Here is a 19,673-nt window from a genome sequence, read left to right as displayed (position 1 = left end):
CCCGCCGTCCGACGGGCCGATGGTGGTCTCCGAAACCATCAGGGCAGCCGGCCACCGGCCAGCACCTCGGCCAGCAGGGCACCGTCGAGCTGCTCCAGGGAGTCGCACAGCACCCGCCGCTCCCCCGGCTCCAACGGCACCTCACACGGCACACCGACGACCGTGCAGCCCGCGTCGACCGCCGAGTTGACCCCGGTCGGTGAGTCCTCGACGGCCACGCACTCGCCCGGATCGACACCGAGCATCCGGCAGGCCCGCAGGTACGGCTCGGGATGCGGCTTGTTGCGGCCCTCCACCTCGTCACCGCACACCGTGGCGTCGAACGAGTCGTGTCCGAGGGTGTCCAGGGCGATCTTGGTCAACGGCCGGATGGTGGAGGTGACCAGCGCCGTCGGCACGCCCCTGTCCCGCAGCCCGCGCAGCAGCCGCCGCGCTCCCGGACGCCAGGACAGTCCCTGCCTGAACAACTCGGCGGTGCGGCCGGCAACCCACTGAGCGGCCGCCTCGACCTCGGAGGGACCACTGAGCAGCTCCAGGTCCCGCAGCAGCAGCCCCATGCTGCGCTCCATGTTCGAGCCCACCATCAGGGCACGCGTGGGGGCGCTGATGGCACCGCCGCGATACGCGGCGTAATCGTCGAGCGAGATCTTCCACAGCTTCTCGGAGTCGACCAGGGTCCCGTCCATGTCGAACAGCACCGCGGCCGGTCCCGTTCCGGAGGGCTCACCACGCGCCGGGTCCGCGCGTGTCTCGGTCATGAGACACCGCCCCGGCAGCGAGGTGTCGGGCAGTGCCGAACAGCATCCGGCGGCGGCAGGCAGACCATGCTGCCCAGCCTAAAAGCCGCCTACCTCGACCCGTACCGTCGTGTGATCACTCCCACCCGGGGCTATCGGCCGGGCGCCGGACGCTTCGGGTTTCCTTTCGCAGTACGCTGGCTCGGTGACCGATCGCGATCCGCCCACCGAGCACACACCCACGCAGCCGCCGGAGCTGACCGATCCCGTGATCTTACTGGCTTTCGAAGGCTGGAACGACGCCGGCGACGCCGCCAGCACCGCGATCGAGCACCTCCAGCTCACCTGGGACGCGTCCTCGTGGACCGAGATCGACCCGGACCCGTACTACGACTTCCAGGTCTCCCGGCCGACGGTGCGCCTGACGGAGGGACTCACACGCGAGGTGACGTGGCCCACCACCCGCCTGTCCGTGTGTCGACCGCCCGGATCGACCCACGATCTGGTTCTGGTGCACGGTATCGAGCCGAACATGCGGTGGCGCGCCTTCTGCACCGAGCTGCTTTCCCTCATCGAGAGCGTGGGCGCTCGTACCGTGGTCACCCTCGGCGCCCTGCTCGCCGATTCACCCCACACCCGGCCGGTGCCCGTCACCGGAGCCGCCTACGACGAGGACTCGGCGAACCGGTTCGGCATGAACCAGTCCCGCTACGAGGGCCCCACCGGGATCGTGGGCGTCTTCCAGGACATGTGCGTGCGGGCCGGGATTCCGTCGATCTCGTTCTGGGCCGCCGTCCCGCACTACGTGTCGCAGCCGCCCTCGCCCAAGGCCACTCTCGCCCTGCTGCACCGGGTGGAGGAAACGCTGGACACGGAGGTGCCGTTGAGCAACCTCCCGGAGCGGGCCGAGGAGTGGGAGAGCACGGTCAGCGAGATGGCCGAGGAGGACGAGGACGTCCGCAACTACGTGCGCGCCCTCGAGGAACGCGGTGACGCGGAGAGCAGCATGACCGAGACCAGCGGCGATGCCATCGCGGAGCAGTTCGAGCGCTACCTGCGCCGTCGCGGGCCCGGCGGTCCCGGCGGCAAGGGCCCCACCGGCCCCGGACCCGGCTGACCGGCGCACCGCTTCGGCACACCCGTGAATCCGGGAGGCGACCGGGACGACGACGGTCTCCCCCGCTCTCGTGGTTTCCCAGTTTCGCGCGAAACTGGGAAACCACGAGAGCGGCTATCCACAGGGGTGCTGGTTTTCCACAGGACTCACCCTTCGGGCAAGACTCACTCTTCGGTTTCGGAAACCTGCCGCAGGTATTCCTCGGCCAACTTCGGGTCGAGGAACCAGTCGTCGTAATCGGACGGATCGTCGAAGGCGTTGGCGAACCGGTTGCGGATGACCGGGTTGCTCTCGGCCGCGCCGAAAAGGTTCATCACGTGTTCCGGCGGCGGCTGGAGCATGGCGTTGGTCCACCTCGTGACGGGTTCGGCCCGTTCCCAGTACCGCTCGAAGGTGTCCCGCATCCACTGCCGGTCGAACGGCTGATCACCCCGTTCGAGAATGCTGTCCCGGTACACCGCCGCGCACCTGCTGGCGTTGTTCGACCCCTGCCCGGTGATCGGATCGTTGGCCACCACCACGTCGGCGACTCCCAGCACGGCACCGCCGGAGGGCAGTTCGCCGACGGGATGACGCACGACGGGCGTGTAGCCCCCGCTGAGCGTGGCCTGGCCGTCGGTGAGCTCGGCGCCCTTGAACCGCTCGTACTCCCACGGCACGTACTGCCGCATCAGCTCCAGCATCCGCCCCCAGTGCTCGGACGGCCCCGGGCGGTCCGACCAGCAGTCCAGCGGACCCCCCGGAAGACCCTCGAAGAACGGGATCTCGCACGGGCCGCTGAAGGTGTAGCCCGGGATGACGAACAGCTCCCCCACACCGGGCACCGCGTTGAACCGGACCGCGTCCATGTCCGGGTGCTCCGGGCGCCGCTCGGCACCGTGGACGTAGGACACCGACAGCACCCGCTGCGGCTCGGTGTGCACCGAGCGCTCGGCGTCGCGGCCGAAGAGCTGGACGAGTTCGCCCTTGCCCGCGGCCACCACCACGAGCTCGTAGTGCCTCGTCAGCGAATCCAGGTCCGAGGTGGTCACACCGTGGAAGACGACCTTGCCGCCGCGGTCCTCGAACAGCTCCAGCCAGCCGGGCATCTTGACGCGCTGGTCGACCGACTGGGCGTAGTTGTCGAGCACTCCGACCCAGTCCAGCGCCCGTGACCCGTCGGAGGCGGCTATGGACACGCCCAAACCCTCGATCGCGGGCGCCGGTTCCTCCCACAGGTTCAGCTTGTGGTCGCGTTCGTACTGCAACGCGGTGTGGAACATCGCCTGGGTCGACATGACCCGCCCGCCGCGAATCTCCTCCGGAGTGCGGGCCGACATCACCGTCACGTCGTAGTCGTGGTCCAGCAGGCTCAGACCCAGCTGCAGCCCGGCCTGGCCCGCCCCCACGATCAGGATCTTACGCATTCCCGGTCGTTCTCCCTCGTGTCTGGCACTGCTGTTCGATACCGCTACGGAAGCCCTGACGGTCTATACCGGCGACACGCTCATTCGCATCGTGTGCGTCACGAGCGCGCGCAAAACGTCCACTGTGGAAACGGGGTCGCGGGCGTCGCAGGTCACCAACGGCACGTCCGGGTCCAGCGCGAGCGCGTCGCGAACCTCCTGCACGTCGTGGGTGAGCTCGCCGTCGAACAGGTTCAGCGCCACGACGAAGGGGACGTCCGAGTCGTGCTCGAAGTAGTTGATCGCCGCGAAGGACTGCTCGATGCGGCGGATGTCGACGAGCACGATCGTGCCCAGCGCGCCGCGGGCGAGGTCGTCCCACAGGAACCAGAACCGGGCCTGGCCCGGCGTGCCGAACAGGTAGAGCATCAGATCGGCGTGCAGCTCGACGCGCCCGAAGTCCATGGCCACGGTCGTGGTGGTCTTCTCCCCGGCGGGGTCCGTCTCGTCGATGCCCTCGCTGGCCTCGGTCATCCACGCCTCGGTGTTCAACGGCGGGATCTCCGAGACCGAGGAGACGAACGTGGTCTTACCGACTCCGAACCCACCGGCGACGACGATCTTCGCCGAGAGCATGAGCTCGGCGTCATGCGGAGAGTTTGTTGAGCCCATCGAGAATCCTCTCGAGGATGGTGTGGTCGTACTGGTAGGTGTGGCCGGTGGGGTGGATGAAGACCGCCTCTTCCGCCGCGAGGTCGCTGACCAGGATCCTGATCACCCCCAGCGGAATCGACAGCGACGCGGAGAGCTCGGCCAGCGAGACCGGGCTGCGCGCGTTCTCGTAGAGCGACCGCGACTCGGGCAGCAGGGTCTCGGCGAACTCGGCGTCGTAGGAGGGCACCGAGATCATCGTTTCCACCAGCAGTTGGTGTCGCGAGCGGGTGCGGCCGCCGGTTAGGGCGTAGGGACGCACCCTGCGACTGCGCACTTCCCGGCCGCCGGGAGCATCGCCGGGTTCGTCGGATCGGATGACCATGAGGCGTTCCTTCACCGTTTCAGTCACGGGGTCGCCGAGCGGTGACCACGCGTCGTAGGTCGGCACGCACCTCCGGAGTCAGTGCGTGACCGGTGTTCTCGATGAACTGCGTCATTTCGTAGGCCACCACCCGCATCTGGGCCTCCGAGGAGGTCAGCACCGCCAGCCCCGCGCCGGCGCCGATACCCATGAACAGGAAGTAACCCTGCCCGAGCCGGATGATGATCTGCTCGCAACCGCCCTTGTCGAACAGGGCCGCGCCGTTGTGAGCGAGACTGAGCATCCCGCTGGAGATCGCCGCCAGCTGCTCCGCCTCATCGTTGGAAACCGAGGAGGAGCACGCCAGCGGCAATCCGTCCGAGGACAGGATCAGCGCGTGAGTGGCTCCGTGGACCCGTTCCACGAAATTGTCGACCAACCAGTCGAAGTTCTGCGGATCGGTACTACTGTCTGCGGCGGTCACTGCTCGGCCCTTCGGTGGGTCGTGTCGTCGGGGGGAGTGTCTTGGCGGGCGGCCTGCTCGCCCTCGGCGAAGTCGCCGAGATCGGCGAGCAGCTGTTCGTGGCCGGCACGCTGCTCGGATTCGGTGAGGTCGTGGTTGTCCACGGCGGCGGGACCGTTGTCCGCGGCGCCCTTCAGGCTCTGCGGTACTCGGCGGGGGAGCCCGTTGGGGGTGGTCGAACTCTGCTCGGCCTGCTCGGCCTGCTCGGTCTTGCCGGTCTTCTCCGTCTTGCCGGTCTGCCCGGTCCTCTCGGTCCGCTCGGCGGCCCGCGCCCGCGTCACCGGCCCGGTCGTCGGGCGTTGCGGGGACGCCGCGTCGGGGGAACGCTGCGCACGGGCCGGTTCGGGCTTCTCCGAGACCTGAACCTGGCGCTTCGCGGGCACCGAAGTCTCGTGCACCAGCGACTCGGGAAGCAGCACCGAGGCCGTCGTGCCGTGGGGAGCGCGCCGACCCAGCCACACGCTGATGTCGTGCCTGCTCGCCAGTCGCCGGACCACCGCCAGCCCCATGTGCCGAACGGCGTCGCGGTCCAGCACGGGGGTGCTGGCCAGCCGTTCGTTCAGCGCCGAGAGCCTGGCCGCGGGCAGCCCGATCCCCGAGTCCTCGACCCGCACCATGACACTGCCCTGCTCGGTGAGGTGGGCGCTGACGGTGACCGCGGAGGTGGGGGGCGAATGGGAGGTGGCGTTGTCCAGCAACTCGGCCAGCAACCTGCTGACGTCGTCGGCGGCCACACCCACCACGCCGAGGTTGGAGATCTTTCCCAGTTCCACGCGCGAGTAGTGCTCGATCGAGGACATGCCCGCGCGGATCACGTCGACCAGCGAGGACGCCTCGTCCATGTTCTCCCCGGCGTCACGGCCGGCCAGAACCCGCAGGTTCTCCCCGTTGCGGCGCAACCGGGTGGCCAGGTGGTCGAGTTTGTACAGGCTGGCCAGCGAGTCGGGGTCGTCCTCGTCGGCCTCCATCCGCTCCAGCTGTTCCAGCAGCGAGTCCACCAGGTTCAGGTCGCGCAGGGCCACGCTCGAACAGACCCCGGCCAGCACCTCCTGGGGACTGGGCTGCTTCGGCGTCGTCGGAGCGACGAACTGCGCGACGGACTGGCGGGACCGCTGCAGCAGCTGCTTGGTCGGACCCTCCAGCCGCTCTCGGGCGGATCCGGCCAGCAACGACCGGCGGGAGCGTTCCAGCATGTCCCGGACGCGGGTCACCGGCTCACCTCGCATCCCACGCACGCGTGAGCGATCCGGACAACGTGGCGATTCATGACTCGGGATCCAACCAGACGAAGACGCCGAAGTCCACAAGGGGCACCGCTTTACGACAAAGGGACGCGACGCCGTCGAACACCCCTTGCACGGCACCCGACGACAAAACGCGATAACAGACGCGACGGTCTGTTGCGGACGCAATTACCGGCCGATCCGTTTACGCAGCGCAACCATGCGCTGCTAACTCGGTGCCATCGATTCGACAGGCCAACCCGCCGGATTGGTCACGCTACGTCGCATTGACGGCTTCCTTTATGCGGAAGCCCTCGGGCGCGTTTCACCGAAAGCCAGTGCAATATCTCACTTTTCGACGCCCGAGGAGTCGCCTTTCCCGAGGGCGGAATTCACTCCGAGACCCGGCGATCCGGACGCTCGGATCGCCGGGGGAAACTCCTAGAGAGCGACGCCGAGCAAAGCGTCCACGGCGCGGCGGATCACGCTCGGTGCCTCCGGGGCGTCCCCCTGCCCGGCCATGGCCCGCTCCACCCACTCGTCGACGACCCGCAGGGCGTTTTCGGTGTCGAGATCGTCGCAGAGCCGCTCGCGGAGTCGGTCGAGGGTTTCGCCCGCGTCCGGCCCGGACTCCAGCGCGACCGCCTGCCGCCAGCGCGCCAGCCGCGCCGCGCCCCCGGTGAGCAGGTCGGCGGTCCAGGACCGGTCGCTGCGGTAGTGCCCGTCGAGCAATGCCAGCCGCAGGGCCATCGGATCGACCCGGTCACCGCGCATGCGCGAGACGAACACGAGGTTTCCCTGGGACTTGGACATCTTCTGGCCGTCGAGCCCGACCATGCCCGCGTGCGAGTAGTGCCGGGCGAAGGGGTGCTCCCCGGTGAGCGCCTCGGCGTGGGCGGCGCTGAACTCGTGGTGGGGGAAAGCCAGGTCCGACCCGCCGCCCTGGAGGTCGAAACCGAGGCCGAGCCGGTTGAGCGCGATGACCGAGCACTCCAGGTGCCATCCCGGCCGGCCCGCACCGAGCTCGGAGTCCCAGCTGGGTTCGCCCTCGCGGGCCTGGCGCCAGAGCAGGGCGTCGAGCGGGTCCTCCTTGCCCGCCCGCTGGGGGTCTCCACCCCGGTCGGGGAAGACCTCCTCCATCCGCTCCCGGCTGTAGCGGGACTCGTAGCCGAAGCGACCCGTGGCGTCGTGCCTGTAGTAGATGTCCGGGTACTCGTCGTCGGCGCGGTAGGCTGCGCCGGAGGCGAGCAGCTTGCTCACCGCCTGCACGATCTCGGGCATCGCCTCGACGGCACCGACGAAGTCGTGCGGGGGCAGGACCCGCAGGGCAGCCATGTCCTCGCGGAACAGTGCCGTCTCCCGCATACCGAGCACGACCCAGTCCTCGTTGTCCCGCTCGGCGCGCTCCAGCAACGGGTCGTCGATGTCGGTGACGTTCTGCACGTAGTGCACCTCGTGGCCGTTGTCCAGCCAGAGGCGGTACACCAGGTCGTAGGCCAGGTACGTGGCCGCGTGGCCCAGGTGCGTCGCGTCGTACGGAGTGATGCCACAGACGTACATGCGCGCCAATGAACCGGGAGTCAGGGGCCGGAGCTCACCCGCGGCGGTGTCGAACAGTCTCAGCTGACGAGCTGTTCCCGGCACACTGGGCACGGAAACCGAGGACCAGGGTTGCATGCCTCCGAGCCTAATCGTCGGTCGGCGACCGACGCCGCCCGGTCGAAGATCCGGCGGCGCCTACTCGCGGGCGACTCCGGAGTCGGAGACGGGTTCCTCCGGGACGGATCCACCTTCACCGCCGCCCCCGGGCGCGGACTGTTCCTCCGCGGGCAGCCGGTAGCTCCGCATCGGCCCGGCCGGTCGTTGACGCAGCGGATCGCGCCGCAGGTCCGCGTACAGCGCCCAGCACAACCCGATCATGACCACCACGAACGGGCAGGCGACGATGATGGTGAAGGTCTGCAGGGCGTCCAGTCCTCCCACGTACAGCAGCACGGCCGCCACGGCGGCGCTCATGGCCGCCCACAGGGCCGTCAGCCACCGCGACGGTTCCGTGATCCCCCGGGAGGACAGCGTGGCCAGCACCAGGGCACTGGCGTCGGCACCACTGACCCAGAAGATCGCCACGAGGAACATCACCACGCCGCCGGAGATCGCGTACAGCGGGTACTGCTCCAGTGCCGTGAAGAACGCCACCGCCTCGTTCGGAGCACCGGCGATGTCGGCTCGCCCGGCCATCTGCAGGTTGATGCCCGCGCCGCCGAAGACGATGAACCACAGCGACGAGACCACGGTCGGCACGATCAGCACGCCGAGGACGAACTCGCGGATCGTGCGCCCGCGCGAGATCCGGGCGATGAACGTGCTGACGAAGGGGGTCCAGGAGATCCACCACGCCCAGTAGAAGATGGTCCAGTCGGTCATCCAGTCGACCCCGCCGAACGTGGGGGCGCGGAAGCTCCACTCGACGAGGTTGGTCAGGTAGGCGCTGTAGCCGTCGGGGATCATGTTGAGGATGAACACCGTGGGCCCGACGACCACGACGAATATCGCCAGCACCGCGGCCAGGACCATGTTGGTGTTGGACAGCCACTTAATGCCCCTGGCCACACCGCTGACCGCCGAGAGGATGGCGAAGACGACCAGCACCAGGATGACGAGGAACGCCATGTTCTTCGTCCCGCCCTGCTGACTGAACCCGGCACCGATGCCGGTGAACAGCCAGATACCGCCCGCGATCTGCAGGGCGCCCAGTCCCAGCGACGTGGCTCCGCCGAACTTGGTTGCCACGATCGCCCAGATGTTGATGAACTTGCCCCACCAGGTGTTCGCGACGTTCTCCTTGCGCGACAGCGACTGGAACGGGGCGCTGAGCAGGTTGCCCCGCCCCATCCTGTAGGTGGAGTAGGCCAGCGCCAGCGCCACCACCGCGTAGATCGCCCACGGGTGCAGGCCCCAGTGGAAGAACGTGTAGCCCATGGCCTGCCGCGCCGCGTCCGGGGAACCCGCTCGCACTTCCAGCCACGGCGCCGGTTCGGCCAGGTGGGCGACCGGTTCCATGACGCCGAAGAAGATCAGACCGATTCCCATCCCGGCGCTGAACATCATCGCCACCCAGGAGATCCGGGAGAACTCCGGAACCTCACCGCTGCGTGACAGCGGGATGCGACCGTACCGGCTGAACGCCAGGAACAGGGCGAAGACGACGAAGGCCGTCGATGCCAGGATGAACGCCCACCCGAGGTTGCCCACGATCCAGGTCAGCACCGCGTCGGCGTCATCGCCGAGCCGCTCGGGAAAGATCGCGCCGATCAAGCAGAAGATCACGATCAGCCCCATCGAGATGCCGAACACGACGGGGTCGATCCTGCTTTCCTTGGTGTGCCTGGTGCTGACCATGACGACCTCGTGAACTCATGTCGCTGACGACAGGACCGAAGACCTCCCTCGAACTCGGGCTGGGGCCATGATTCCCCTCTGCGTCCGATCGCGAAACTCGGAGTGAATGCGAGTCATTTTCGATTTCGCTGAGCGGTAATTCGCATTCCCGGAAACGCGGTGTCCTCCCCTCGTGGAGACCGCACTCAGCTCGGTCGGCCGTGATGTCTGGTGCGCAGGTAGTCGCCGACGACGGCGGCGCCGAGACCGGCGGCGGTGGGCGCCACGACACGACCCCGCCTCCGGCGCGCGAGCGTGTCGACGAAAGCGGCCAGCCGCTCGTCCTCACCGAGCATGAAGACGCTGAGCGTGACCCCGAACCGAATCAGCGCGTCCATCTCGGACAGCGTGACCTCCAGGGTGCGTGCCGCGGACGGGTGCCGAAACGTCGCCCGGCCGTCCGGCTCCAGGTGTCCCGTCGGCTCACCGTCGGTGACCACGAGCACCACCGGCTGCGCGCCGGGGTTTCCACGCACGTGGCGATCCGCCAGCAGCAGCGCGTGATGGAGGTTCGTACCCTGCTCCCACGCGCACTCCAACGCCGTCAGCTCACCTATGTCCACGATCGAGGCGTGGCCGCCGAAGGTGACCAGCCGCAACGTGTCCGCTCCGTACCGGGTGGAGATCAGGTGGTGCAGTGCCAGCGCGGTGCGTTTCATCGGGACCCACCGTCCGCCCCGCACCATCGACCGCGAAGTGTCCACGCACAGCGCGACGGCGGCCCGACCACGTTGTCCGGTGTTGGTGACTTCGAGGTCCGAAAGGCCGGGAGGGGGTTCCCCGGACCGGCGCGGCACGGCACGCGCGGCGTCTCGGGACGCGAGATCGTCGAATCCCCACGGGCGCGTGCTGGACACCGACTCCCCGCCGGTCCAGTCGGTGCCGCAGTCGTCCTGACGCGACCACAACTGCGCGATCACCGACCGCAGGGCGCTCTCACCCAGCCACCGCACGGCACGCGGGCCGAGCCGGAGACCGCCGTCGGAAGCACGCCGCAGCACTGCCCGGTCACACGCCGGTCCGTCCGGTCCCGAGAGACGACGCACGTCGACCGCCGCGCGCGGTCCCAGCCTGCGCTCCAACGCCTCCAGGCCGAGATCGTCCGGCGTCGCGCTCAGGGCCACCGGAGCCGTCGATTCCGTCACCGTCCACACGGTACCGACCCTTCGGCGGTCTCGCCCGACAACCGGTCACCGTCCGTGATCCCCCTCCAGGACGCGGGTCTCCCCCACGACCAGGTCCCACAGGCCGAGCGGATCGCACCCGGTTTCGTACCAGGCCTTGCGCAGCCGGACCAGCGGCTCCACCGGCGGTTCCCGGCTCAGCGCGAACGTGCCCCAGTGCATGCTCGCCATCCGCGCCGCCCCCACGTCCAGCGCCGCCCGCACGGCCTCCTCCGGGGTCATGTGCACCGAACGCATGAACCAGCGCGGGGAGTAGCAGCCGATGGGCAGCATGGCGACGTCGATACCGGGATGGCGGCGTCCGATCTCGGCGAAGTACTCGCCGTAGCCGCTGTCGCCGGCGTGGAACAGCCGCCACCCGTTCTCGCCGGTGATGACCCAGCCGCCCCAGAGGGTGCGGCAGGTGTCCCACAGCGTGCGCCGACTCCAGTGATGCGCCGGGACGAACTCGACGTCGATGCCGGCGACCTCGGCCGACTCCCACCAGTCGAGCTCGGTGACCGAGGTGAATCCGCGACGGCCGAACCAGGCACCGAGACCGCGGGGCACGAAAACCGGGGTGTCCCGGCGCAGCCGCCGCACGGTCGGGGCGTCGAGGTGGTCGTAGTGGTTGTGGCTGATGAGCACGGCGTCGACGGGAGGCAGCTCGGAGAAGGCCAGCCCCGGAGGGGTCAGTCGCGGCTGCACTCCCGGGATGCGTCGCGACCAGACCGGGTCGATCAGCACGCAGGTCTCCGAGCTCCGCACCAGGTACGTGGCGTGCCCGATCCAGGTCAGCGCCGTCTGCCCGCTCTCGATCGGTGTCAGGCCGGTGCGCAGCAGCGGCACCCGATCGCCGTCGGGGTGGTGGGGGCCGAAGCCGCCGCTCGCCAGCAGACGCAGCACATCGGGCAGGTACGGCCGCGGCCCGGAAAGCCGGTCGGCGAACGATCGCGAAGCCATACCCGCATCAGTACCGTCCACGGGACCGGCGTAAACGTCCCCGCGACGGCGCGCCCGGCTACGTCGCTAGAAGGGGGGCCAGGGAATGGCGGGCCACTCCCCCGTGGGCGCGGGCAGCACACCTTCGGCCAGCAACCGGTCGACCCGGTCGATCACGGCCGTGACCTCCTTGGCGGTGATGTGCTCGGTCAACCGCGCGGCCAGCGGCCCCTCCAGCTCGGCACGCAGCTGCCCGAGCCGCTCGGTGGCCTGCTCGGGCAGGGCGGTGCCGAGCCATCCCCACAGCACGGTGCGCAGCTTGTTGTCGACGTTCAGGCTCACCCCGTGGTCGATCCCGAGGACCCGCCCCTCGGGCGTGTGCAGCACGTGACCGCCCTTGCGGTCGGCATTGTTGATCACGACGTCCAGCACGGCCAGCAGCTTCAACCGCTCGTGGTCGGCATGAGCCAGCACCACCGGATCGCCGTCGGGGTCCTCGGCACGCAGCACGGTCAGCCACCCCTCGGGAACCTCGGTGGGAGCGACGACGTCGACCAGTCCGGAGTCCTGCTCGACATCGACCCACAGCTGCAGCATTCCCGGACCGAACGGGCCGTCCCGCAGCACGGTCGGCGGCATCAGCCCCCAGCCCGTGGCCTCGGAGATCATGTAGGAGGCGGTCTCACGACCGGCCAGGGTCCCGTCCGGAAAGTCCCACAGCGGCCGCTCGCCCCGCACCGGCTTGTAGACGCACTCCGCTTCCACCCCGTCCCGCTCGATCGAGCAGAACAGCGTGGCGTTGGAGGCCTCCACCAGCCGCCCCTGAACGTCGATGTTTCCGTGACGCAGCAGCTCGCAGGCGACGTCGTCGGCCAGCACGGGCGGCTAGTCCTCCTCCGAACGGCGGTAGCCGTTCTGGCGCGGGCAGATGTGGCCCTCCGGGTCCAGCGGCTCCGAGCACAGCGGGCACGGCTTGCGTCCCGCGTTGATGACGCGGTCGGCACGCTCGGCGAAAGCACGCGCATGGGCGGCGGTGAGGAAGACGCGGACCGCGTCCGGCCCCTCCTCGGTGTCGTCGAGCACGATCGACTCGTCGATCTCCTCCTCGGTGACCGCCAGCAGCTCGACGACCACGGATTCGGTCTCGGCGTCCCAGCCCAGTCCCATCGTGCCGACTCGGAACTCCTCCTCCACCGGCACGGCCAGCGGTTCGGAGTCCACCAACTCCTCGGGTGGCTCCGCCGGGAGTTCGGTGTCGAAGCGGCGCTGGACTTCCTCCAGCAGCGCTCCCACCCTTTCGGACAGCACCGAGACCTGTTGCTTCTCCAGCTGAACACTCACCGTACGCACGTCCTCGCTGGCTTGCAGGTAGAACGTGCGCTCACCGGGTTCCCCGACCGTTCCCACGACGAAGCGGTCAGGCTGACGGAAGACGTGGATGACACGAGCCATGGCACTGTCGAGGTTAAGGCACCACCCACCCCGGCTGCGCGCCTACCTCCGTCGAACTTCGTGCGGTATCGCCGCAGGTAGCGCGGCCACAACGACCTCACCGCCCCGCTTCCGCACGCCGCGAGGAGGCTCCGCGCCCTTGTTCGCCGACCGCGAACGCCCCCGTGGGCGCGCCCACACGGCGCCGTGCTCGTCGCCGATAGGCTCGCCACATGCTGCACGAAACCCGGACGACGAGCGAGCGGAAGCGCCCGCGCCGGCTGCAGGCTGGCGACACCGTCGCGGTGGTCGCCCCGGCAGGGCCGGTTCCGGCCGGTCTGCTCGACACCGGCCTCGCCCACCTGCGGTCCTGGGGACTCCGGGTGCGTACCGGCGAACACGTCCGGCGACGCCACCCCGAACTCGACTACCTGGCGGGCACCGACCACGAGCGGGCCGCGGACCTGCAACAGGCCTGGTGCGATCCCGAGGTGAGCGCGGTGCTGTGCGCTCGCGGTGGCTACGGCAGCATGCGCGTGCTGCGACACCTGGACTGGTCGGGCATGGCCGAGGCGGGCCCCAAGATCCTGGCGGGATCCAGCGACGTCACAGCGCTGCACGAAGCCTTCGCCGCCCGCCTCGACCTGGTGACCGTGTTCGGACCGATGGTGGCCACCAAACCCTTCGCCACGGACACGCAGGCGCGCGAACACCTGCGCCGCACCCTGTTCGACCCCGATTCGGTCACCGAGTTGACCGGTCCCTCGGCAGCGCCGCTGACCCCCGGGCGCGCCCGGGGGCCGACCCACGGTGGCAACCTCAACCTGCTCGCGGGCATGCTGGCCGCACCGGAGATGCCGCCCGCGCCCGAGGGAGGAATCGCCCTGCTGGAGGACGTCACGGAAGACCCGTACCGGCTGGACCGGCTGCTGACGCAGCTGTCGAGGGCGGGTTGGTTCGACCGCGTGGCCGGGATCGCGCTCGGTTCCTGGACCGAGTGCGGGCCGCCGGAGCAGGTGCGCGCCACGATGGCGAACATGCTCGGTGAGCTCGGCGTACCGGTGGTCGCCGACCTCGGTTTCGGGCACTGCGACGGCCAGCGCACCGTCCCGCTGGGTGTCACCGCGGAGCTGGACGCCGATTCCGGCCGGCTCACCCTCGACCGAGCCGCGTTGGTCTGACCGTGCGCGTTCGCCCGGTGACCCCGGAACTGCTCGTGACCGAACTGGCCGAGCACATCGCCGCGCACCGCTCGCGGTTGCGCGTGGCCGTCGACGGTGCCCCGGAGGCCGGTACCGCCGAACTGGCCGACGCGCTGGTCGACCCGCTTCGGGTGCGCGGGCGGGAGGCGGTTCGGGTGCGCACCGCCGACTACGTGCGCCCGGCCTCGTTGCGGTTGGAGTTCGGGCACCACGACCCGGACTCCTTCTACTCGGACTGGTTCGACTTCGGCGGCCTGGCCCGCGAGGTCCTCGACCCGCTCGCGGCGGGCGGCAACGGGCACGTGCTGCCCGCCCTGTGGGACGCCGAGGCCGACCGGTCACCCCGGTTGCCGCGATTACGGCTGCCGGAGCAGGGGGTCGTCCTCGTCGACGGACCACTGCTGCTCGGCGCCGGACTGGACTTCGACCTCACGGTCCACCTGTGGCTGCCGGGCGAGTCGCTGCGGCGCCGGACGCCGGAGGAGTCGTGGTGGAGGCTGCCCGCCTTCGACCGCTACACCGCCGAGGTCGGCCCCGAGCGCAGGGCCGACCACCTCGTCCGCGTCGACCGCCCGGGCCACCCCGCCATCATCGACGCCCTGTGAGCGGGGGGCGCTCGGGTGAAGCGGTCGGCCTCGACGCAGTTCCCGTCCGGCTGGGTCGTGGCGGAACTTCGAAGCCCTCGCCCCCTGTTGCTCGGACGTCCACAGGCCGATCCAGCGGGGCCGCCTTCCTGCCCTCGGGTGGTACCGACCGGATCGGCCGACGTGTTCGCCCGCGCGCTGGGCCCGCCGCACGATCCAACCGCAAGCACTGGTTCTGACGCGTCCGGCACCCGAACGCCCAGCACCGTGCTCGTCCCACGAAGCGGGCCAGGCGCGGGCCGCGCCGGACGGGGAGAACCGCATCCGGCGCGGCCCCGTTGACGGCAACGCGCCGACTCACGTGGCGTGCTTCGACCTCCGGAACCAATGCCGGGCCACCAGCCCACCGACCAGCGCCGCACACGCTCCGCCGACGCTGTTGATCAGTGCGTCCTGCCCGACGCAGAAACCGGTGTCGAACATCCCCTGCGCCACCTCGAAGACCACCGAGACGGCCACGCAGACCAGTGCGGGGCCCACGATGCGACCGGTGGCCACGGCGGCGAACAATCCCAGTGGCATCAACATGGCGAAGTTCAGGCCCGCTTCGCTGATCCCCGCTCCGCCCGAGGTCAACGAACATGCGGAGAAGTTCAGCCCGCCGAACTGGAAGGGCTGGCGCCCCTGGGTCACCGCCACGGCCAGCGCCAGGCTGACCCCGGCGAGCACCGCGGGCGCCCGGGCCCAGCCACGCCGGACGGCCAGCAACCACGCCGCCGATCCCAGCAGCACGGCCCCCACCGCGAAGATCACCAGCACGCTTCGCTGCCCGAGCACAACACCGGCCATCGAACCCAGCACTACGTCCCTCCCACCTCTTCTGCGCGCCTCACAGGCGGTGCGGCCAGAACAGCGGGCGAGTCCGCCTCGGCTCGCGGGCGCACCATGCCCGAGTCCTGTTTACCGGATGCGAGACCGGCGCAAACCGGCAAGGAGCGTGATACGGATCATCTCGCCGCGGTCGCTCTTCTTCGCACGAGCGCAGCGGGGTCTGTTCCTCGTCGTGGCTGTCCGGATCGCGCAGCGGGCGCAAGCCGCCGCCAGCTCCGTGAGCAGGAACGTAGGGCCCGCACGAACGGCGACAGCCGGCCGGTGGCGGCGTCGCGGACCGCGGAGCCGCCGGCGTGGAGCTCGGTGCTGGCGACGTCGCGGTAGCGGGTGATGAACAGCACGAGCACGTGCGGGCAAGCGCGCCCGGAACACCGAGGACTCCGGACGCGGCTCAGCGCACGATCTGACATGAACGTTTCTCCACCCGGACACCGCGACGGGAAAGCACCAGTCGGTCAGCGCTCGGTGGCGGGCTGCTCCCGCAGGGACGGGACGGCGGCGAGCAGGGTGCGGGTGTAGTCGTGGGCGGGGTTCAGCAGCACCTGCTCGACCTCGCCCTCCTCGACGATGTGACCCTGATACATCACCGCCACCCGGTCGGCGATGGTCCAGGCCAGCCCCAGATCATGGGTGATCACCAGCGTCGACAGCCCCCGCTCGACGCGCAACCGCAGCAGCAGGGCCAGGATCTCGCCGCGCACCGTGGCGTCGAGCGAGGCCACGGGTTCGTCGGCGACGAGCACGCTGGGCCGCAGCACCAGTGCGCCCGCGATGACCACGCGCTGACGCTGCCCCCCGGAAAGCTCGTGGGGGAAGCGCGCGAAGAACGACTCGGCGGGACGCAGCTCGGCGGCTTCCAGCGCCTCGGTGACCCGGTCGCGCTCGTCGCTGGTCGCGCCGTGGATGCGCAGCCCCTCGGCCACCGCCTCGTAGACCGTGTGGCGGGGGTTGAGCGCACCGGTCGGGTCCTGCAACACGAGTTGCACCTGCCCGCGGTACCGGCGCAGCCCCCGGGTGGAGGTCGCCAGCTCGGCACCGTCGAACAGCACCCGGCCGCTGCTCGGCCGCTGCAGTCCGAGCAGCGTGCGTGCCAGCGTCGTCTTGCCCGACCCCGACTGCCCGACCAGGGCGAGGATCTCGTTGTCGGCCACCTCCAGGTTCACCTCGCGGACCGCGTGAATCCCGTCCCCGGAACCGAAGTTCACCGACACCCCACGGGCGGCCAGCAGGGCCGACCCCGGTTCGGCCGAGCTCGCCTCCTCGGACGGGCGCGTGCCGGCCGGGGCGAAGCGGAACCGGGAGTCCCCGACGGTGGGAAAGGCCGCGGCCAACGCCCGGCTGTGCTCGTGTCCCGGATCGGCCATCACCCGGTCGGTCGGGCCCTGTTCGACGAGCTCGCCCTGATACATCACCGCCAGTTCCGAGCAGCTCGACGACAGCACCGACAGGTCGTGGCTGATCATCATCAGTGCGATGTCGCGTTCGGAAACCAGCCTGCCCAGCAGCTCCAGGATCTGGGACTGCACCACGACGTCCAGCGCGGTGGTGGGTTCGTCGGCGATGAGCAGCCGGGGACCGCAGGCCAGCGCCATCGCGATCATGACGCGCTGCCGCTGACCGCCGGAGAGCTCGTGCGGGTGGGCGTCCACGCGCCGCACCGGCAGCTCGACCTGCTCCAACAGCTCCGCGATCCGCTCGCGCAGCCGCGACTCCGACTGCTTCCCCTCGTGCAGGCGCATCGGCTCGGCGATCTGGGCTCCGATGCTGCGCACCGGGTTCAGCGCGTGCATGGCGCCCTGGAACACGACCGAGGCACTCGACCAGCGCGCCGCCCGCAGTTCGCCCCACGACAGCGTGCGTACGTCGTGGCCGTCGAGCAGGACCTCACCGTCCAGCCGCGCCGAACGCGGCAGCAGGTGCAGCACCGACATGGCCAGGGTGGTCTTGCCGCACCCGGACTCACCCGCCAGTCCGAGGGTCTCGCCCGCGTCCAGGCTCAGGTTCACTCCCCGCACGGCGGGAACGAGCTCACCGTCGCGGAGGTAGGACACCGAGGTGTCGCGAAGTCGCAGGATCGGGCTCACGCGCCCACCCCCCGGAGTCTCGGATTGAACACGGTCTCCAGCGCGCGCCCGCACAGCGTGAAGCTCAGCACCACGATCGCGATTCCCAGCCCCGGAGGCAGCAGGTACCACCAGGCGCCCGCGGTCACCGCACCGGTGTCCATCGCGGACTTCAGCATCGCTCCCCAGGAGACCCGGCTGGGATCGCCCAGCCCGAGAAAGGACAGCGTGGACTCGGCGATGATGGCGCTGGCCACGGTCAGCGTGGTGGTGGCGAACACCAGGGGCAGCACGGCCGGCAACACGTGCTTGCCGATGACGTGGCGGTGGCCTCCGCCGAGAGCCTTGGCGCGTTCGATGTAGGGACGGGTTTCCACGGTCAGCGTCTGCGCGCGGACCAGGCGGGCGGTCTGGGGCCACGACGTGACCCCGATGGCGAGCACGATGGTGCCCAGCCCGCGGGTGAGCACGGTGGACAACGCGATCGCCAGCACGAGCGCGGGCAGCACGAGGAAGAAGTCGGTGAAGCGCATCAGCAGCGTCGAGGTCCAGCCGCCGAAGTGCGCCGCCAGCACGCCGACCACCGTGCCGATCACGACCGACAGCGCCGCCGCGGCCAGTCCGATCACCAGCGACATCCGTGCGCCCCACCAGGTCAGCAGCAGCACCGAGCGGCCGGACTCGTCGGTGCCCAGCCAGTGACTCGCGCTCGGCGGTTGCAGGGGCGCGGCATCGACCCTGGTCACGTTCAGCCCGGAACCGTCGGTGAGCACGGGTGCGAGCACGGCCAGTGCGACGATCACCACGAGCAGGGCGAGCCCGACCAGTCCGCCCCGGTCGCGGCGGTAGACCCGCCAGGACTCCGCCAACGTGGCCCCGCGGCGGGACCACGCGATGGCTCTCGGCGTCGCCGGGGCGCTCACGAGCCACGCACCCTGGGGTCGAGCACGTGGTAGAGCAGATCGGCCAGGATGTTCATCACGATCACACTCCCCGCCAGCACGATGAACGTGCCCTGCAACAGCGGCAGATCCGGCCCGCGCAGCGCCTCGTAGGTCAACAGCCCCAGGCCCGGCCAGGAGAACACCGTCTCCACGGTGATCGCACCCGCGACCACCAGCCCGAGGTGGAGGAAGATCAACGTCACCGTGGGCAGCAGCGCGTTGGGCACGGCGTGCCTGCGCCGCACCAGGTCCTCGCGCAGGCCCTTGGCCCTGGCGGTGGTCAGGTAGTCCTCGCCCATCTCCTCCAGCAGCGAGGAGCGCATCACCATGAGGTACTGGGCGTAGACGACCGCCACCATCGTCACGCACGGCAGGACCAGGTGATGAGCCGTGTCGAGCACTCGCGGCAGCAGTCCCGGGGGGACGTCCGGTGCCGACATTCCCGAGACCGGGAACAGCCCCGGCAACGGCCCCACGCCCACGCCGAGGGCCATGAGCAGGATCAGTCCGAGCCAGAAGGTCGGCACCGACCACAGGGAGAGGGCCACCGAGGACGAGAGCCGGTCGAACGTGCCGCCGTGGCGCCACGCGGCCCGCGTGCCCATCCACAGTCCCAGCAGCACGGCGATCACGGTGGAGGTGCCGGTCAGCAGCACGGTCGGCCAGAACCGTTCGGCGATGAGCTCGGCGACCGGCCTGCTGTAGGTGTAGGAGACGCCGAGGTCACCGTGCAGCAGGTTGACCAGGAAGTCCAGGAACTGCTTCCACAGTGGCTGGTCCAGGCCGAACCTGTGGCGCAGCGCGGCGAGCTGCTCGGCGCTGACCGGGGCCCCGCGCGTCATCGCCCGCGCGGGGTCGCCCGGCAGCACCCGGAACAGCAGGAACCCGAGCACGGCCACCAGGAACAGGCTGACCAGTCCCCCGCCGATCTTGGCCCCCACCAGGCGGGCCAAGCGCAGCGAACGCTCGCCACGTGGCCGAACCCGCTCGGGCGCCTCCGAGACCTGTGTCATGG

The 19,673-nt window shown here is 70.0% G+C and carries 19 protein-coding genes; 3 read left to right on the top strand and 16 right to left on the bottom strand.

Annotation, left to right across the window (positions count from 1 at the left end; genetic code table 11):
- Nucleotides 1–38: 38 nt before the first annotated feature.
- A complete protein-coding gene (locus FHX42_RS04940; protein WP_182542937.1) occupies nt 39–758 on the bottom strand; it encodes an HAD family hydrolase in 720 nt (239 codons plus the stop codon).
- A gap of 184 nt (nt 759–942) precedes the next feature.
- Between FHX42_RS04940 and FHX42_RS04935 the strand changes: the two genes are divergently transcribed.
- Complete coding sequence (locus FHX42_RS04935; protein WP_182542936.1) at nt 943–1,854, top strand: PAC2 family protein; 912 nt, start codon at nt 943–945, stop codon at nt 1,852–1,854.
- Between the two features lie 164 nt (nt 1,855–2,018).
- Here the strand turns inward: FHX42_RS04935 and FHX42_RS04930 are convergent, their stop codons facing one another.
- The 11 genes from FHX42_RS04930 to FHX42_RS04880 all read right to left on the bottom strand — a co-directional run bounded on the left by FHX42_RS04930 (nt 2,019) and on the right by FHX42_RS04880 (nt 12,995).
- Nucleotides 2,019–3,260: a styrene monooxygenase/indole monooxygenase family protein gene (locus tag FHX42_RS04930; RefSeq protein WP_182542935.1), complete on the bottom strand. Its 1,242-nt coding sequence runs from the start codon at nt 3,258–3,260 to the stop codon at nt 2,019–2,021.
- Between the two features lie 63 nt (nt 3,261–3,323).
- The gene (locus FHX42_RS04925; protein WP_220479496.1) at nt 3,324–3,911 is read right to left on the bottom strand and encodes a GTP-binding protein; all 588 of its coding nucleotides are present in this window, start codon (nt 3,909–3,911) and stop codon (nt 3,324–3,326) included.
- A complete protein-coding gene (locus tag FHX42_RS04920) occupies nt 3,886–4,275 on the bottom strand; it encodes a DUF742 domain-containing protein (RefSeq protein ID WP_182542934.1) in 390 nt (129 codons plus the stop codon). The genes FHX42_RS04925 and FHX42_RS04920 overlap by 26 nt, the downstream gene beginning before the upstream one ends.
- Nucleotides 4,276–4,294: 19 nt before the next feature.
- On the bottom strand, nt 4,295–4,738 hold the full coding sequence (locus tag FHX42_RS04915; protein ID WP_182542933.1) for a roadblock/LC7 domain-containing protein: 444 nt from the start codon (nt 4,736–4,738) through the stop codon (nt 4,295–4,297).
- On the bottom strand, nt 4,735–5,988 hold the full coding sequence (locus tag FHX42_RS04910; RefSeq protein WP_328795906.1) for a sensor histidine kinase: 1,254 nt from the start codon (nt 5,986–5,988) through the stop codon (nt 4,735–4,737). Before FHX42_RS04910 ends, FHX42_RS04915 begins: the two co-directional genes overlap by 4 nt.
- 453 nt (nt 5,989–6,441) lie before the next feature.
- Nucleotides 6,442–7,677, bottom strand: coding sequence for a cysteine--1-D-myo-inosityl 2-amino-2-deoxy-alpha-D-glucopyranoside ligase (gene mshC / locus FHX42_RS04905; protein ID WP_182542932.1), 1,236 nt, complete (start codon nt 7,675–7,677; stop codon nt 6,442–6,444).
- Nucleotides 7,678–7,737: 60 nt separating this feature from the next.
- Nucleotides 7,738–9,399, bottom strand: coding sequence for a BCCT family transporter (locus FHX42_RS04900; protein ID WP_182542931.1), 1,662 nt, complete (start codon nt 9,397–9,399; stop codon nt 7,738–7,740).
- 185 nt (nt 9,400–9,584) lie between these two features.
- Nucleotides 9,585–10,583 (bottom strand): VWA domain-containing protein, encoded by a 999-nt coding sequence (locus FHX42_RS26290; protein WP_328795905.1) that lies wholly within the window; start codon nt 10,581–10,583, stop codon nt 9,585–9,587.
- Nucleotides 10,584–10,628: 45 nt separating this feature from the next.
- Nucleotides 10,629–11,564, bottom strand: a complete 936-nt coding sequence (locus FHX42_RS04890) for an MBL fold metallo-hydrolase (RefSeq protein ID WP_182542929.1) — start codon at nt 11,562–11,564, stop codon at nt 10,629–10,631.
- Between the two features lie 66 nt (nt 11,565–11,630).
- Nucleotides 11,631–12,422, bottom strand: a complete 792-nt coding sequence (locus FHX42_RS04885; RefSeq protein ID WP_182542928.1) for an SCO1664 family protein — start codon at nt 12,420–12,422, stop codon at nt 11,631–11,633.
- 6 nt (nt 12,423–12,428) lie between these two features.
- Nucleotides 12,429–12,995: a DUF3090 domain-containing protein gene (locus FHX42_RS04880; RefSeq protein WP_182542927.1), complete on the bottom strand. Its 567-nt coding sequence runs from the start codon at nt 12,993–12,995 to the stop codon at nt 12,429–12,431.
- Nucleotides 12,996–13,207: 212 nt separating this feature from the next.
- On the opposite strand from FHX42_RS04880, the gene FHX42_RS04875 reads away from it, so the two are divergent.
- Entirely contained in the window at nt 13,208–14,155 is a 948-nt protein-coding gene (locus tag FHX42_RS04875; RefSeq protein WP_182542926.1) for a S66 peptidase family protein, read from the top strand.
- 2 nt (nt 14,156–14,157) lie between these two features.
- Nucleotides 14,158–14,781: a nucleoside/nucleotide kinase family protein gene (locus FHX42_RS04870; RefSeq protein WP_182542925.1), complete on the top strand. Its 624-nt coding sequence runs from the start codon at nt 14,158–14,160 to the stop codon at nt 14,779–14,781.
- Between the two features lie 336 nt (nt 14,782–15,117).
- Here FHX42_RS04870 and FHX42_RS04865 read toward each other — a convergent pair whose 3' ends face one another.
- From FHX42_RS04865 to FHX42_RS04850, 4 genes are all read right to left on the bottom strand, one after another.
- Nucleotides 15,118–15,609: a VanZ family protein gene (locus FHX42_RS04865; protein ID WP_182542924.1), complete on the bottom strand. Its 492-nt coding sequence runs from the start codon at nt 15,607–15,609 to the stop codon at nt 15,118–15,120.
- A 497-nt stretch (nt 15,610–16,106) separates the two neighbouring features.
- Nucleotides 16,107–17,735, bottom strand: coding sequence for a dipeptide ABC transporter ATP-binding protein (locus FHX42_RS04860; RefSeq protein WP_182542923.1), 1,629 nt, complete (start codon nt 17,733–17,735; stop codon nt 16,107–16,109).
- Nucleotides 17,732–18,637, bottom strand: coding sequence for an ABC transporter permease (locus FHX42_RS04855; protein WP_182542922.1), 906 nt, complete (start codon nt 18,635–18,637; stop codon nt 17,732–17,734). Before FHX42_RS04855 ends, FHX42_RS04860 begins: the two co-directional genes overlap by 4 nt.
- Entirely contained in the window at nt 18,634–19,671 is a 1,038-nt protein-coding gene (locus tag FHX42_RS04850) for an ABC transporter permease (protein WP_182542921.1), read from the bottom strand. The genes FHX42_RS04855 and FHX42_RS04850 overlap by 4 nt, the downstream gene beginning before the upstream one ends.
- Nucleotides 19,672–19,673 lie beyond the last annotated feature (2 nt).

The sequence above is a fragment of the Halosaccharopolyspora lacisalsi genome, from assembly GCF_014137975.1.
Lineage (GTDB): Bacteria > Actinomycetota > Actinomycetes > Mycobacteriales > Pseudonocardiaceae > Halosaccharopolyspora > Halosaccharopolyspora lacisalsi.
The sequence above is the reverse complement of the archived record's forward strand: the minus strand, read 5'-3'. Positions and strand labels throughout refer to the sequence as shown.